Annotated in this window: 15 protein-coding genes and 1 tRNA gene; 7 read left to right on the forward strand and 9 right to left on the reverse strand. The window is 59.6% G+C overall.

The window, feature by feature from the left end; all coding sequences use genetic code 11:
* The first annotated feature begins 164 nt into the window (after positions 1 to 164).
* Both RIB87_RS02930 and RIB87_RS02935 read left to right on the forward strand, forming a co-directional pair.
* On the forward strand, positions 165 to 1013 hold the full coding sequence (locus RIB87_RS02930; RefSeq protein WP_350143319.1) for a TauD/TfdA dioxygenase family protein: 849 nt from the start codon (positions 165 to 167) through the stop codon (positions 1011 to 1013).
* Positions 1014 to 1097: 84 nt separating this feature from the next.
* Positions 1098 to 1188, forward strand: a tRNA-Ser gene (locus RIB87_RS02935).
* A gap of 18 nt (positions 1189 to 1206) precedes the next feature.
* Here the strand turns inward: RIB87_RS02935 and RIB87_RS02940 are convergent.
* On the reverse strand, positions 1207 to 3456 hold the full coding sequence (locus RIB87_RS02940) for a copper-transporting P-type ATPase (protein ID WP_502943193.1): 2250 nt from the start codon (positions 3454 to 3456) through the stop codon (positions 1207 to 1209).
* A gap of 113 nt (positions 3457 to 3569) precedes the next feature.
* The gene (gene cueR, locus RIB87_RS02945; protein ID WP_350143321.1) at positions 3570 to 3959 is read right to left on the reverse strand and encodes a Cu(I)-responsive transcriptional regulator; all 390 of its coding nucleotides are present in this window, start codon (positions 3957 to 3959) and stop codon (positions 3570 to 3572) included.
* 145 nt (positions 3960 to 4104) lie between these two features.
* Here cueR and mscL point away from each other — a divergent pair, with 145 nt between their 5' ends.
* Entirely contained in the window at positions 4105 to 4527 is a 423-nt protein-coding gene (gene mscL / locus RIB87_RS02950; RefSeq protein ID WP_350143323.1) for a large conductance mechanosensitive channel protein MscL, read from the forward strand.
* Here the strand turns inward: mscL and tesB are convergent.
* The 7 genes from tesB to gatC all read right to left on the reverse strand — a co-directional run bounded on the left by tesB (position 4524) and on the right by gatC (position 10406).
* Positions 4524 to 5387, reverse strand: coding sequence for an acyl-CoA thioesterase II (tesB, locus tag RIB87_RS02955; protein ID WP_350143325.1), 864 nt, complete (start codon positions 5385 to 5387; stop codon positions 4524 to 4526). The two genes, mscL and tesB, sit on opposite strands and share 4 nt — an antisense overlap.
* Positions 5388 to 5550: 163 nt before the next feature.
* Positions 5551 to 5823: an SEL1-like repeat protein gene (locus RIB87_RS02960; protein WP_350143327.1), complete on the reverse strand. Its 273-nt coding sequence runs from the start codon at positions 5821 to 5823 to the stop codon at positions 5551 to 5553.
* A gap of 218 nt (positions 5824 to 6041) precedes the next feature.
* Positions 6042 to 6680 carry a glutathione S-transferase N-terminal domain-containing protein gene (locus RIB87_RS02965; protein WP_350143329.1) on the reverse strand — a complete coding sequence of 213 codons (639 nt, stop codon included), beginning with the start codon at positions 6678 to 6680 and terminating at the stop codon, positions 6042 to 6044.
* 44 nt (positions 6681 to 6724) lie between these two features.
* Positions 6725 to 7087, reverse strand: a complete 363-nt coding sequence (locus RIB87_RS02970) for a hypothetical protein (protein ID WP_350143331.1) — start codon at positions 7085 to 7087, stop codon at positions 6725 to 6727.
* Positions 7088 to 7168: 81 nt separating this feature from the next.
* Positions 7169 to 8632 carry an Asp-tRNA(Asn)/Glu-tRNA(Gln) amidotransferase subunit GatB gene (gene gatB, locus RIB87_RS02975; protein ID WP_350143333.1) on the reverse strand — a complete coding sequence of 488 codons (1464 nt, stop codon included), beginning with the start codon at positions 8630 to 8632 and terminating at the stop codon, positions 7169 to 7171.
* Positions 8632 to 10122, reverse strand: a complete 1491-nt coding sequence (gatA, locus tag RIB87_RS02980; RefSeq protein ID WP_350143335.1) for an Asp-tRNA(Asn)/Glu-tRNA(Gln) amidotransferase subunit GatA — start codon at positions 10120 to 10122, stop codon at positions 8632 to 8634. The genes gatB and gatA overlap by 1 nt, the downstream gene beginning before the upstream one ends.
* Positions 10119 to 10406, reverse strand: coding sequence for an Asp-tRNA(Asn)/Glu-tRNA(Gln) amidotransferase subunit GatC (gene gatC, locus RIB87_RS02985; protein WP_350143337.1), 288 nt, complete (start codon positions 10404 to 10406; stop codon positions 10119 to 10121). Before gatC ends, gatA begins: the two co-directional genes overlap by 4 nt.
* A 186-nt stretch (positions 10407 to 10592) precedes the next feature.
* Here gatC and ruvX point away from each other — a divergent pair, with 186 nt between their 5' ends.
* From ruvX to pyrC, 4 genes are read left to right on the forward strand one after another with little or no spacing between them, the layout of a single operon-like run.
* Complete coding sequence (gene ruvX / locus RIB87_RS02990) at positions 10593 to 11060, forward strand: Holliday junction resolvase RuvX (protein ID WP_350143339.1); 468 nt, start codon at positions 10593 to 10595, stop codon at positions 11058 to 11060.
* Complete coding sequence (locus tag RIB87_RS02995; protein WP_350143341.1) at positions 11057 to 11983, forward strand: AEC family transporter; 927 nt, start codon at positions 11057 to 11059, stop codon at positions 11981 to 11983. The genes ruvX and RIB87_RS02995 overlap by 4 nt, the downstream gene beginning before the upstream one ends.
* Before the next feature lie 47 nt (positions 11984 to 12030).
* The gene (locus tag RIB87_RS03000; protein ID WP_350143343.1) at positions 12031 to 12990 is read left to right on the forward strand and encodes an aspartate carbamoyltransferase catalytic subunit; all 960 of its coding nucleotides are present in this window, start codon (positions 12031 to 12033) and stop codon (positions 12988 to 12990) included.
* 13 nt (positions 12991 to 13003) lie between these two features.
* Positions 13004 to 14290 (forward strand): dihydroorotase, encoded by a 1287-nt coding sequence (gene pyrC / locus RIB87_RS03005; RefSeq protein WP_350143345.1) that lies wholly within the window; start codon positions 13004 to 13006, stop codon positions 14288 to 14290.
* Positions 14291 to 14301: the final 11 nt, after the last annotated feature.

The raw sequence follows: 14301 nt of genomic DNA on the forward strand, positions 1-14301 counted from the left end.
CACACCTCCCGGGATGAAAGCAGGGGCCGGGACGAAGGCTGGGGCCGGGACGAAAGCTGGGGCCGGGACGAAAGCTGGGGCCGGAACGAAAGCTGGGGAATGACAGGTGGTGGAGAAACAGGCAAACTTGGCAAAAATAAAAGTCGGCAAAGGGAAACCCCATCATGATTTCTGTGAAACCAACCGGCGAGGCTTGCGGTGCATTCGTCACCGGCCTCGACCTGACAAAACCGCTGGATGCAAAAACCGTTGCCGATATACGCACCGCGTGGCTTGAGCACCACGTGCTGGCGTTTCCCGATCAGCCCATGACTGACGACGATCTGGAACGGTTCACGCTGTATTTTGGCGACTTCGGGCACGACCCGTTTTTTGCCCCCATTGATGGCCGCAAGAACATTGCCGCCATTGTTCGTCGCGCAGATGAAAAATCGCCCCTGTTTGCCGAAGGCTGGCACACCGACTGGAGCTTTCAGGAAAAGCCCCCCATCGGCACCTGCCTCATGGGCATCACCATTCCGCCCCAGGGCGGCGACACATTTTTCGCCAATCAGCATATGGCCTATGACCACCTGCCTGCTGACCTCAGGGCCGACGTGGAAGGTGCCATCGCCATCCACTCCGCCGAAACGGCCTACGCACCGGACGGCATGTATGGTCAGGAGAAAGACGCCGAACAGGATCGCTCCATGCGGATCATCAGTTCAGAGGAAGCCCGCCTGAAGCACGAGCACCCGCTGGTTCGTCCGCACACGGAAACCGGCCGCCCGGCATTGTTTTCAACCTTCGGCTATATTCAGGGCTTCAAGGGTATGGACCCCGACAAAAGCAACGACCTGCTGGTGCGTCTTTACGCTCACCAGACTCAGGACAAGTTTGTGTATCGCCATAAATGGAAGCCCAACATGCTGGTGATGTGGGACAACCGCTGCCTGCTGCACCGCGCCAGCGGCGGCTATGACGGCCACGACCGCCTGCTCCACCGCACCACCATTTCCCAGCGCGCCGCCTGAGCCAAAACACTCAGATCAGCGTTTTTGCCGCCGGGCAAAGATTGCATCTTGAAAAACCACAGCTTCCCGCGTATCCCCGGCGGTGGAGAGGTGGCCGAGTGGTCGAAGGCGCTCCCCTGCTAAGGGAGTATACGTCAAAAGCGTATCGAGGGTTCGAATCCCTTCCTCTCCGCCAGTTTCCAGGATGAAGCGCTCACAACCGCACGCCGCGTAGCCGCAATGCGTTGCTGATGACGCTGACAGAGCTGAGGCTCATGGCGGCGGCGGCGATCATCGGGCTGAGCAGCAGGCCGAACCAGGGATACAGGATGCCAGCTGCGACCGGCACACCCAAAGCATTATAGACAAATGCAAAAAACAGGTTCTGTCGGATATTGCGCATGGTCGCGCGGCTCAACGTATACGCCTTGGCCAGACTTGTAAGATCGCCCCCCACCAGCGTGACACCGGCGCTTTGCATGGCAACGTCGGTGCCCGTACCCATGGCAACGCCAACATCAGCCTGGGCCAGTGCGGGCGCATCATTGATACCATCCCCCGCCATGGCAACGATGGCCCCGGCCTCCTGAAGTTCGCGTATGATACGGTTTTTGTCTTCGGGCAGAACATCGGCATGAATCTCGTCCATGCCAAGTTGCGCACCAATGGCGTGCGCAGTTGCCGCGCTGTCACCCGTCAGCATGATGATACGAAGCCCGGCCTCATGCAGCGCAGCAAGTGCTGCAGGCGTGGTTTCCTTTATCGGGTCAGCGACACCGACAAGGCCCGCAAGTACGCCGTCGATGCTGACATACATCACTGTCTGGCCCTGGGCGCGGGCGCGCTCGGCCCTTGCAGCCCATCGCGCGTCAATTTCAAACAATCGCTGCATCATGGCCTGATTGCCAACCGCAACCTCACGCCCGGCAACATGACCGGACACGCCGCGCCCTGTGACAGTGACGAAGTTTGTTACGTCGTCACATACAATGCCGCGTTGCTGCGCGGCTTCAACAATCGCGGCTGCAAGCGGATGCTCGCTTGCCCGCTCAAGTGAGGCTGCAAAGCGCAGCAACTCGGTATCAGTGACGTCGGCTACAGGTTCCACCATGACAAGCTCCGGGCGTCCCTGCGTGAGGGTGCCGGTCTTGTCCACAACAATTGTATCCACACGTTCGAACGTTTCGAGTGCTTCAGCATTCTTTATGAGAATACCGTTCTGCGCTCCCTTTCCGGTTCCCACCATGATGGACATCGGTGTTGCCAGCCCCAGCGCACACGGACACGCAATGATGAGCACCGCCACCGCGTTGACCAACCCATAAACCATTGCGGGATCAGGCCCCCACAGGGACCACACGGCAAATGTCACAATCGCCACGGCAATGACCACGGGCACAAACACACCAGCCACAGTATCCACGAGCCGCTGTATGGGTGCCCGGCTGCGCTGAGCCTCAGCCACCATCCGCACGATTTGCGATAGAAGCGTGTCGTCTCCCACTCGCGTTGCCCGCATGGTGAAACCGCCCGCCTGATTGACGGTGCCGCCGGTAACCTGGTCGCCCGTGCCTTTCTGCACAGGCATCGGCTCACCGGTCACCATCGCTTCGTCAAGCGTGCTGCGACCTTCTTCGATGACGCCGTCCACCGGCACTTTTTCACCAGGCCTGACGCGCAGCAAATCATTCAGGGCGAGATCGTCAAGCGGCACATCACGCTCAGACCCATCGTTGCCGATGCGCCGGGCAAAGGGAGGAGCCAACTCAAGAAGCGCGCGGATGGCACCGGATGTGGCACTGCGGGCGCGCAACTCAAGCACCTGCCCCAGCAGCACAAGCGTCGTGATGACGGCAGCCGCTTCAAAGTAAACACCAACGCGCCCATCGCCCCCGCGAAACGATGCCGGAAAAACCCCCGGCACAAGCATGGCCACCAGACTGAAAACAAAGGCGACGGACACACCAAGCCCGATAAGCGTGAACATGTTGAGGTTCATCGTGCGCACAGACTGAACCCCGCGCACAAAAAACGGCCAGCCACCCCACAGCACCACCGGCGTTGCAAGAAGTGCCTGAAGCCACTGCCCCGCCGCCGGACTGACGAGGCCATCAAACGGCTTGCCGGGAAGCATATCGCCCATCGCATAGACAAACAGCGGAAACGACAATGCCGCGCTTACCCAAAAGCGCCGCGTCATGTCGTCCAGTTCTGTTGTGTCTTCCTCAACGGCGGGAATGCCCTCTGCTTCAAGTGCCATACCGCACAAGGGGCACGCCCCCGGTCCAGGTTGACGAACCTCCGGGTGCATCGGGCACGTATAGACCTGACCGCCATACCCGTCAGGCACCACATCGTATTTTCCAGCAGGCTCACCCGGCGGGCGTGAACTGCCGTGACAACAGCCATGGGACGCATCATCGTGACACGGGTGGGACGTTTCATGAGAGGTCTGAGATGTCATAGCGCCGCCTGTCAATTCGCACACCCATACGGATGCGCTTCTGACTGACAACTCTGCACCTTCCCGTGACTGGAAGGTCAAGGCCTGTGTGAGCGCGCGGCTGTGAAGGCTGACTAGCGCCCCGCCAGATCATCCAGAATCGGACAATTCGGACGATTGTTGCCCTGGCAACTGCCGGCAAGGTGCAGCAGTGTGTTGGCCATCCCTTCCAGCTCGTCGATTTTCGCCCGCAGTTCTTCCACATGCGCCAGCGCAAGTGCCTTGACGTCTGCGCTTGCCCGGTCGCGGTCCTGCCACAGTGTGAGAAGCTGCGTTACTTCCTTGACCGAAAATCCAAGGCCCCGCGCCCGCCGAATGAACCTTAATGTGTGGATGTCCGCTTCCTCATAGACGCGATATCCAGCACTCGTGCGACTGACTTCAGGTATCAACCCGATGCTTTCGTAGTAACGAATGTTCTTGGCGGAAACGCCGGATGCTTTTGCCGCTTCACCAATGTTCATGGGTGCATTGCTCACAGTTTCTGATCGCGGACGATGAGCGTAATACTACCAGAATTAGACCTGACTTACGCCCCCACCCCATCCACGGCATACTTGTCCACGCGACTGAGTCGTCCATCAAGGCGTCCAACGGGGGGAGCAACCCATGTTCAAAGAGTTTCAGGAGTTCATATCGCGCGGCAATGTCATAGACCTTGCCGTGGGTATTGTGATCGGCAGTGCGTTCACAGCCATCGTGAAGTCTTTGGTGTCAGACGTCGTGATGCCACCCATCGGACTCATTCTGGCCGGCGTTGATTTTTCGAACCTCTTCATACCGCTCGACGGCAATGCCTATGCATCATTGGCCGCAGCAACCGAAGCAGGCGCGGCAACGCTCAACTACGGCCTTTTCATCAACGCCGTGATTTCATTCCTGATTGTCGCGTTTGTGGTTTTCCTGATCGTTCGTTCGATCAACCAAATGAAACGCAAGCAGGATGAAGCGCCCGCCGAAGCACCCACGCCACCACGCAATGAGGTGCTGCTGGAAGAAATCCGCGATCTTCTGAAGACGCAGCGCGGCTAACGCGACGTTGGCCGGATCAGACCTTCCTGCGTTACGGAAGCAATCAGCACGCCATTCCGCGTGAAGATATTGCCGCGGTTGAAGCCGCGCGCAAACGAGGCTGAGGGGGCGTCCTGTGCGTAGAGCAACCACTCGTCGGCCCGGAACGGGCGATGGAACCACATGGCGTGATCCAGCGAGGCTGACTGTATCTTGCCGTCCATCCACGTAACGCCGTGCGGGTTGATGCAGGTGTCGAGCAGCGTCATGTCGGAGGCGTAGGCCAGCACACACTGGTGCAGCGCCACATCGTCGCCCACCGGCGCTACGGCCCGGAACCAGACATGACTGATCGGGTCCCGCTTTTCAGCATCAAAATAGCTTGGCGGCTCGACAAAGCGCAGTTCAATCGGGCGCGGGCGCAAAAACCGGTCGCGCATTTTTTCGGGCAACCGGTCCACCACCGCTTCACGCATGGAAAGTTCAGTCGGCAGATCATCAGGCCCAGGCACATCCGGCATGGGAAACTGATGGTCGTAGCCTTCCTCGTGCGCGTGAAACGACGCAGCCATATTGAAAATCTGCTTGCCGTGCTGAATGGCAATCACCCGCCGCGTGGTGAAACTGCGCCCGTCGCGTGAGCGGTCCACCTCATACACGATGGGAACCTTGGGATCACCGGGACGGATGAAATAGGCGTGCAGCGAATGACAGTGACGGTCTTCGTCAACGGTGCGTTGCGCGGCCACAAGCGCCTGACCAATGACCTGACCGCCAAACACCCGCTGCCAAGAGTCCGCAGGGCTTTGACCGCGAAACAGATTGACCTCGATCGGCTCAAGATCAAGCAGGTTCAAAAGGCTTTCGACCTGGTCTGACATGGGGTGTCCCCTCCTACGGCCAAAGGTGGTGGCATGAAACGCAAAACGCCGCTGTCGCCCCGCCGGAAATCAGCGGTCACGATGCGGCGTGTGTCATGCATCAGGGAACATCGTCGGGTCAACAGGCGCATTCACGCCTGCTGCCATGCATAAAACCGCGGCCTCAGGCGTGGCTGGCCATCCACTCACGTGCCTGACGCTGGGCTTCGGCAATTTCGGCTGCTGACATCATGTCCGCCAGTTCCTTGCGCTGCGCCTTAGCTTCATCAGAACCGCGAAGGGCTGCAAGATTGAACCATTTATGCGCCGTCACCAGATCAGGCTCGACGCCTTTACCGACTGAGAAAATCAGCCCCAGATTGTAAAGCGCCCCGCTGGTGCCTTTCTCGGCTGCCAGTTCAAACCGCTTCAGATCATCAAGTTCCACACGGGCCATGGTGTCCTCCTACCGACGCCCTGAACGAAACAAGACCTCAAAGCCGGATCAGATCCGGCAACGAGCCCGCAGCACCCCAAGCGCTGCCCATGCTCCTTCTGGAACATGCTTGCAGGTGCGATGCTGGCCTGAGTGCCTAAACAATCAGTTAAGCGATTCAAATACTTGGAAAGATGCGATCTTTTTTGGGATTCGCAGGCGTAAACGCCACACCACCCCTAGTTTTGTGCCGGAGGTATTGCCATGCCAGCCGCGACGCCGGGCCGGTCTGCCATTGCTTTAAGCCAGCGTTCCGTGTTTTTGCCGTCGCCGACAATCTCCGGCTTGGCGCCACGAATAAGCTCGAAACCCACCGAAACCCAGGGATAAATCGCCATATCTGCAATCGAATATTCACCGGCAACAAACGCATTGTCCGCAAGCTGCTTGTCCAGAATACCGATCAGCCGCCCGCTTTCAGAGATGTAGCGGTCAATGGCATAGGGAATCTGTTCGGGGGCTGAGTTCGCAAAGTGACTGGCCTGCCCCATCATCGGGCCGATGCCGCTCATCTGCCACATCAGCCACTCCAGCACCTTCGCACGCTCAGCACCGGACGCAGGCAGAAACCTGCCGGTCTTCTCAGCGAGATAGACAAGGATGGCGCCGGATTCAAAAACCGATACCGGCCCGCCCTCACCATCCTGATCGACAATCGCCGGGATACGGTTGTTGGGGCTGATCTTCAGGAACGCGGGCTCAAACTGCTTTCCGTTGCTGATGTCCACCGGATGCACAGTATATGGAAGCCCCACCTCCTCCAGCATGATGGAAACCTTGCGCCCGTTTGGCGTCGTCCACGTATAAAGATCAATCACCGCAGTCTCCCCCGAATTGTTTTTATGCGGCCGAGGAACAAACCTCAGTCCGTCTTGATAAGCACCTCAATGAACTGGTGATGATGAACGTCGCCTTCAATATGCGGGATGACTTTGTAACGACCCGGTTGCAGTTCAAACCCGATTGCGCTGTCGCTGTCAGCAAAAGAGGCAACCTGCGAGCCGCCCTCATCAAACAGATCAAAGCCGTAGTCGCCGCCAATGATGACAAAGATGTTGCCCCGCTCCTTCAGCGTCATCACGGGTGCCTTGATAAGCGGTGCGGGCCGCTCATGGTCGTCATGCAGGCCTTTGATTTTGGCAATGCCCGCATCAGCAGGCGATACCACGCCAAATATCAGCGCCGCCAGAACCGCTCCGCCAAATCCTGAAAATACACGCCTCATTGAACTGCTCCCCATGCCACTTCACCCGCCACAATCTTAGCAGGTACGCGGATGGTTTGAACCGAAGGGAAAACCCGCTGCCTAGAGCCCAAGCTTCTTAGCCAGAATCTCGTTGACCGCTGCAGGATTGGCCTTGCCCTGACTGGCCTTCATGATCTGGCCGACAAACCAGCCTGCCAGCTTGGGCTTCTCTTTCACCTCGGCCACCTTATCCGGATTCTGAGCAATCACCTCATCCACGATCGCCTCAATGGCTCCCGTATCGGTAACCTGCTTCAGCCCCTTGTCCTCAACAATCTTGCCCGGCGCCTCACCCGTTTGTGTCATGATCTCAAACACATCCTTGGCGATGCGTCCTGAGATCGTGTTATCGGAAATAAGGTCAATCAGCTCGCCCAGATGCTCGGCTGAAACAGGCGACTGCGAAATATCCAGGCCGAGTTTGTTGAGCGCGCCAAACAGCTCGCCCATCACCCAGTTGCCGGCAACGCGTCCATCGCGGCCCGCAGCGACTTTTTCAAAGTAGTCAGCCGCCGCACGGTCGTCCGCCAGCGTGCCGGCGTCATAGGGCTTGAGACCAAACTGCGACACCAGTCGCTCTTTCTTGGCGTCGGGGAGTTCCGGCAAGGTCGCGCGGATTTTTTCAATAAAGTCGTCCGCCAGTTCGAGCGGCAAAAGATCAGGGTCCGGAAAATAGCGATAGTCGTGCGCTTCTTCCTTAGAGCGCATGGAGCGGGTCTCGCCCAGCTTCGAGTCAAACAGACGCGTCTCCTGAACTACCTCGCCGCCATCCTCGATCAGATCAATCTGCCGACCCACTTCATATTCGATGGCCTGTCCGATGAACCTGAACGAGTTGACGTTCTTGATCTCGGCGCGCGTACCCAACGGCTCGCCGGGACGCCGGACCGACACGTTGATGTCGCCACGCATGGAGCCCTGCTCCATGTTGCCGTCACACGTACCCAGATAGCGAACAATCGTCCGCAGCTTCTTTAAAAACGCCTGCGCCTCTTCCGCAGACCGCATGTCCGGCTTGCTAACAATTTCCATCAGCGCCACGCCGGAGCGGTTTAGATCAACAAACGACACGCCGGGGTCCTGATCGTGCAGACTCTTGCCCGCATCCTGCTCCAGATGAAGCCGCTCAATGCCGACAGTGCGCGTTGTGCCATCCGCCAGATCAAGCACCACTTCGCCCTCGCCCACAATGGGCAACTCGAACTGTGAAATCTGGTAGCCCTGCGGCAAGTCGGGGTAAAAATAGTTCTTGCGCGCAAACACAGACCGCTTGTTGATTTTCGCGTTGAGGCCAAGCCCCGTACGTACCGCCTGCTCCACGCAATAGGCATTGAGCACCGGCAACATGCCCGGCATCGCCGCGTCCACAAGGCTCACCTGCGAGTTGGCGTCAGCACCAAACTCGGTGGCCGCGCCTGAAAACAATTTAGAGTTGGACGACACCTGCGCGTGACACTCAATGCCGATGATGACTTCCCACTGGCCGGTTGCGCCTTCAACCAGCTTGGATTTTGCCTCAGCCATTACGCTCTCCACCACGGGTCAGGCTTTGCCGTAAAGCCTGCGGCCTGCTCCAGCGCATAGGCACCACGCAACACCGTTTCTTCATCAAACGCCTTGCCGATGAGTTGCAGCCCAAGCGGCAAACCGTCGCCAGACAGTCCCGTGGGCACGGAAATACCCGGCAGGCCAGCAAGGCTCGCAGGCACCGTAAACACATCGTTGAGATACATGCTCAGGGGGTCATCCGTCTTTGCCCCGATGCCAAACGCCTGATCCGGCGATGTCGGCGTGAGGATCAAATCCACATCTTCAAACGTCTGCGCAAAATCCTGCGCAATCAGTGTACGGACCTTTTGTGCCTGAAGATAATAGGCATCATAATAGCCCGCCGACAGCACATAGGTGCCGATCAGAATGCGGCGCTTCACTTCAGCGCCAAAGCCGGCCGCGCGGGTGTTTTCATACATGCCCGTAATGTCGTCGCCCGGCACGCGCAGCCCGTAGCGCACACCGTCATAGCGCGCGAGGTTGGATGACGCTTCGGCAGGCGCAACAATGTAATAAGTCGGCAGTGCGTATTTGGTGCGCGTCAGGCTCACCGGTTTGATGGTTGCCCCCTGTGCCTTCATCAGCTCAATACCCTGCTGCCAGAGATCTTCAATCTCCTTGGGCATTCCGTCCACGCGGTATTCATCCGGCACACCAACCGTCAGACCGTTGACGCCGCCTGCAAGGGCCGCCTCAAAGTCCGGCACCGGCATATCAATGCTGGTGGAGTCCTTGGGGTCATGCCCCGCCATTGCACCCAGCATGATGGCCGCGTCACGCACCGTGCGCGTCATCGGCCCGGCCTGATCGAGCGACGAGGCAAACGCAATGGTGCCCCAGCGCGAGCAACGTCCGTAAGTTGGCTTGAGACCGACAGTACCCGTAAGCGCTGCGGGCTGACGGATAGACCCGCCTGTGTCTGTTCCCGTCGCGCCCGCGCACAGATGCGCTGCCACCGCCGCCGCAGAGCCACCCGAAGACCCGCCCGGCACCAGACCATCGCCCCCCCTGCCGCCCGCATCATCAAGCCGCCAGGGGTTACGCACCGGACCATAGTAGGATGTCTCGTTCGAAGAGCCCATTGCGAACTCATCAAGATTGGTCTTGCCCAGCAACACCCCACCGGCATTCCACAGGTTCTGGGTCACGGTGGATTCATAGGCGGGCGTAAACCCATCCAGAATGTGGCTCGCCGCCGTTGTCAGCACGCCCTGGGTACAGAACAGGTCTTTGATTGCCAGCGGAATGCCCTCAAGCGCACCAACAGTGCCGCTCCTGCGCCGCGCGTCACTTTCCTTGGCCATCTCAATGGCTTTGCCCGGCAGCACCGTGATGAAGGCGTTAAGCGGGTCAGCTTCATGAATGGCTTCGAGATAAGCTGCTGTCAGTTCTTCAGACGACACATCGCCCTTGGCCAGCGCATCCCGCGCGCCTGCAATATCCAGATCGGTAAGCTGGCTCATTCCACCACCCTCGGCACTGTGAAGTGACCTTCGCGGGCGTCCGGCGCGTTAGCCAGAATATCATCGCCCTTGCCACCGTCGGTCACATCATCCGCCCGCAACGGCGCTGACACATTGGCAACAGAGGTCATCGGCTCAACGCCGGTCGTATCCACCTCGCCAAGCTGTTCCACCCAGTCCAGTATCTGGTTGAGTTCGCCCACAAGCGGGGGCACCTCGTCGTCCTTGATGGCGATCCGCGCGAGCATCGCGATCCGCCGGACTGTGGCCGCATCAACTGACATATATTCCGGTATCCGACTGCGAGGCGACCAGGTGCCTGACCGCAATACGCAGAACCAGACACCGACTCACCTCAAGGGGCTTAAAGGGAGTAAGAGTGGCGCGGAACATAGCCGTAACGTACAAGACCGTTCAACCTTCAAGCGCTTTGCTGTCTGGATACCGCCCCGCATGATTACCGAACCCGCATGATTACCGAAGATGCTCAGGAGTTTGCCGCAGCCCTGCCTGCCGTTGGCGGCCTGCTTGCACTCGATCTGGGCACCAAGACCATCGGCATCGCCACCAGCGACCCCAACCGGCGCATTTCATCACCCGTCAAAACCCTGAAGCGCACCAAGTTTCAGGCCAATACGCTTGAATTGCAGGGCCTCATTGACGAACGCAAGACGGCGGGCCTTGTGCTGGGCCTGCCCATCAACATGGACGGCTCGTCCGGCCCCCGCGCCCAGTCGAGCCGCACATTTGGCCGCAACCTCACAAATGCGCTGGGTCTGCCGGTGCTGCTGTGGGACGAGCGGCTGTCCACCGCCGCCATGGAGCGCGAACTCATCAGCCTCGATACATCGCGCCGCCGCCGCGCCGAGATGATCGATGCCATGGCCGCCAACTTCATTTTGCAGGGAGTGCTGGACCGGCTGGCAAACTGCCGATGACAGAAATCGTTTATGCCCTGATCCCGGTCTTTGTAGTCATCGCCCTTGGCGCATGGATCAAGCGCACCGGCTTTCCCGGAGATGACTTCTGGCCGCTGCTGGACCGGGTCACATATTTTGTGCTGTTCCCCTGCCTGCTGGTGCACTCGCTGGTGGCTGCTGATTTTTCAAACATCCCCGTGCCCAACATGGCCGCCGCCCTGTTTGCGGGCCTCATCACCATGTCGCTGATCCTGATCGGCCTGCGCCCGGTAATCTCAGGCCCGATGCAGCAATCCGGCCCTGCCTTCACCAGCATCTTTCAGGGCGCTACCCGCTGGAACAGCTTTGTGGCGCTGGCGGCCAGCTTCGCCTTGTTCGGCACCGAGGGTCTGGCGCTGGCGGCCGTCGGCATCGGTGTGCTGGTGCCCACCGTCAACGTACTGTGCGTATTCATTCTTATGCGTTATGCGGGCGATGACCCGGCAAGTTTCCGGCTGCTGGCAAGACTGCTGATCCGCAATCCGCTGGTGATCGCCTGCGCCGTGGGCGTTTTTCTCAACGCGTCCGGCATCGGCCTGTGGGCACCGCTGCTGACCGGCGTTGATATTCTGGGCCGCGCCGCCCTCGCCCTTGGGCTGCTCGCTGTAGGTGCCGGGCTGGATTTATCGCGCATCGCTACCCAGCGTACTCCCATCATCCTCACCACCACTCTGCGCCTTGTTCTCATGCCGCTGCTGATGGCCGGATGGTGCTGGGTATTCGGCGTGGATGGCATGGCCCGCATGGTGGCCATCCTGTGTGGCGCTGTGCCGGGTGCCACCGCGTCCTATGTGCTGGCCCGCCAACTGGGCGGCGATGCTCCGCTGATGGCAAGCCTCATTACGGCATCCACCCTCACTGCGGCGCTCACCATGCCGACAATGCTGTGGCTGCTGGGCTGATGCACCCTTGTGGTATCCGCCACCAGTCCCTATAAACTGCGCCTTTAATGAACGGTCCCGCAGAACATACCGGCCTGATCTTTCCCCACACACACTTGCTGGGGATCCAGGGACTTTCCTTTCAGGATATTTCAGCGCTTCTTGATCTGGCAGACGCCTATGTCGATCAGAACCGCCAGGTGGTGAAAAAATCGTCCGTGCTGCGCGGACGCACCCAGATCAACATCTTCTTTGAAGCCTCCACCCGCACGCAAAGTTCGTTTGAGCTGGCGGGCAAGCGGCTGGGTGCCGATGTCATGAACATGTCGGTCTCAACGTCTGCCGTCAAAAAAGGCGAAACGCTGATCGACACCGCTGTCACCCTCAACGCCATGCGGCCCGACCTGCTGGTGGTCCGCCACGGCGACTCAGGTGCTGTCGCGCTGCTGGCTCAAAAAGTGGATTGCAGCGTTATCAACGCGGGCGATGGCAGCCACGAACATCCAACGCAGGCACTGCTGGATGCCCTCACCATCCGCCGCCGCCTTGGGCGCATCGAAGGTCTGCGCATTGCCATCTGCGGCGATATTCTGCACAGCCGCGTGGCGCGCTCCAACATTCACCTGCTCACCAGCCTTGGTGCCAGCGTCCGCGTTATCGGCCCCCCCACCCTGATGCCCGTCGGCATTGAAACGCTGGGGGCAACACCCTTCACCTCCATGCGCGAAGGCCTTGAAGGCTGCGACGTCGTGATGATGCTGCGGCTTCAGACCGAACGCATGAGCGGCTCTTTCATCCCGTCCACCCGTGAATATTTTCACCTCTACGGACTGGACTACGAAAAACTGGCGATGGCCAAGCCGGATGCCCTCGTCATGCACCCCGGCCCGATGAATCGCGGCGTCGAGATTGACAGTCTGGTGGCTGACGACATCGACCGCAGCCTGATCCGCGAACAGGTGGAAATGGGTGTTGCAGTCCGCATGGCCGTGCTGGATGCCCTCTCCCGCCACCTGCCCAATCAGTGAACGGCGCACCACCATGTCAACGGCTTACATAAATGCACGCCTGATCGACCCCGCTTCGGGGCTGGACACCATAGGCGCTGTACTTGTTGAGAACGGCACGATCCTAGACCTTGGCGCACACCTGTTTGCCAACGGCGCCCCCTCAGGTGTTGAAACAGTTGACTGCGGCGGCCACGTGCTGGCCCCCGGCCTGATCGACATGCGCGTGTTTACCGGCGAGCCGGGCGAAGAACACCGCGAAAGCCTGGCAAGCGCCAGCGATGCGGCGGCGGCTGGCGGCGTCACGACATTTGTCGTTATGCCCAACACGTCGCCCGTCATTGATGACGCGGCGCTGGTTGATTTTGTCAGCCGCCGTGCCCGCGACACCGCCAGTGTCAATGTTCACATCATGGCCGCTCTCACCAAGGGTCTCAACGGCGACGAGATGACTGAGATCGGCCTCCTGTCAGAAGCCGGTGCCGTGGCCTTCACCGATGGCACAACCGCCGTCATGAACGCGCAACTCCTGCGCCGTGCGCTGACCTATTCAAAACTTTTCAACGCGCTGATTGTTCAGCACGCGGAAGACCCGTCATTGGCCGCAGCAGGCGTTATGAACGAAGGTGAACTCTCCACCCGCCTTGGCCTCGCGGGCATTCCAACGGAAGCTGAAACCATCGTTGTCGAGCGTGACCTGCGGCTGGTGGAACTCACCGGCGGCCGTTACCACGTGAGCCAGATTTCATGCGCTGAAACCCTTGAAGTGATCCGCCAGGCAAAACGCGAAGGACTTCCGGTAACCTGCGGTGTCAGCGCTGACCACATTTCGCTCAACGAAACCGACATCGGCGAATACCGCACCTTCTTCAAGCTGTCGCCGCCGCTGCGCTCAGAGCCGGACAGGCGAGCCATGATTGAAGGCCTCGCCGACGGTACCATTGATGTTGTCGTATCCGGCCATAACCCGCAGGCCCCTGACACCAAACGCCGCCCGTTTGCCCAGGCTGCCGACGGTGCCGTCGGCCTTGAAACGCTTCTGCCGGTCATGCTGGAGCGGGTCCACAACGAAGAACTGTCGCTGTGCGAGGCAATGGCCTGCGTCACCAGCCGCCCGGCGGATATTCTCGGGCTCAACGCCGGTCGTCTTGCTGCCGGTGCTCCCGCCGACATGACCCTGATCGATCTCGGTGCTCCCTGGGTTGTGGAAGCGGACGCTCTTAGGTCAAAATCCAAGAACACCGCCCACGAAGATCGCCGCTTTCAGGGCCGCGCCCTTCGTACCATAGTGGCTGGCAAGCAGGTTTTTGGCACCAACTGAATCACGTGCCA

Origin of the sequence: Pyruvatibacter sp. (assembly GCF_040219635.1) — a bacterium.
Taxonomy (GTDB): domain Bacteria; phylum Pseudomonadota; class Alphaproteobacteria; order CGMCC-115125; family CGMCC-115125; genus Pyruvatibacter.

Excerpts from the sequence above, each read along its gene's own strand:
- RIB87_RS02940 (WP_502943193.1), bottom strand. The coding sequence starts at position 3,456 with ATGACATCTCAGACCTCTCATGAAACGTCCCACCCGTGTCACGATGAT.
- pyrC (WP_350143345.1), top strand. The coding sequence starts at position 13,004 with ATGTCAACGGCTTACATAAATGCACGCCTGATCGACCCCGCTTCGGGG.
- RIB87_RS02995 (WP_350143341.1), top strand. The coding sequence starts at position 11,057 with ATGACAGAAATCGTTTATGCCCTGATCCCGGTCTTTGTAGTCATCGCC.
- gatC (WP_350143337.1), bottom strand. The coding sequence starts at position 10,406 with ATGTCAGTTGATGCGGCCACAGTCCGGCGGATCGCGATGCTCGCGCGG.
- cueR (WP_350143321.1), bottom strand. The coding sequence starts at position 3,959 with ATGAACATTGGTGAAGCGGCAAAAGCATCCGGCGTTTCCGCCAAGAAC.
- RIB87_RS03000 (WP_350143343.1), top strand. The coding sequence starts at position 12,031 with ATGAACGGTCCCGCAGAACATACCGGCCTGATCTTTCCCCACACACAC.
- mscL (WP_350143323.1), top strand. The coding sequence starts at position 4,105 with ATGTTCAAAGAGTTTCAGGAGTTCATATCGCGCGGCAATGTCATAGAC.
- ruvX (WP_350143339.1), top strand. The coding sequence starts at position 10,593 with ATGATTACCGAAGATGCTCAGGAGTTTGCCGCAGCCCTGCCTGCCGTT.
- gatB (WP_350143333.1), bottom strand. The coding sequence starts at position 8,632 with ATGGCTGAGGCAAAATCCAAGCTGGTTGAAGGCGCAACCGGCCAGTGG.
- RIB87_RS02970 (WP_350143331.1), bottom strand. The coding sequence starts at position 7,087 with ATGAGGCGTGTATTTTCAGGATTTGGCGGAGCGGTTCTGGCGGCGCTG.
- RIB87_RS02930 (WP_350143319.1), top strand. The coding sequence starts at position 165 with ATGATTTCTGTGAAACCAACCGGCGAGGCTTGCGGTGCATTCGTCACC.
- tesB (WP_350143325.1), bottom strand. The coding sequence starts at position 5,387 with ATGTCAGACCAGGTCGAAAGCCTTTTGAACCTGCTTGATCTTGAGCCG.
- RIB87_RS02960 (WP_350143327.1), bottom strand. The coding sequence starts at position 5,823 with ATGGCCCGTGTGGAACTTGATGATCTGAAGCGGTTTGAACTGGCAGCC.
- gatA (WP_350143335.1), bottom strand. The coding sequence starts at position 10,122 with ATGAGCCAGCTTACCGATCTGGATATTGCAGGCGCGCGGGATGCGCTG.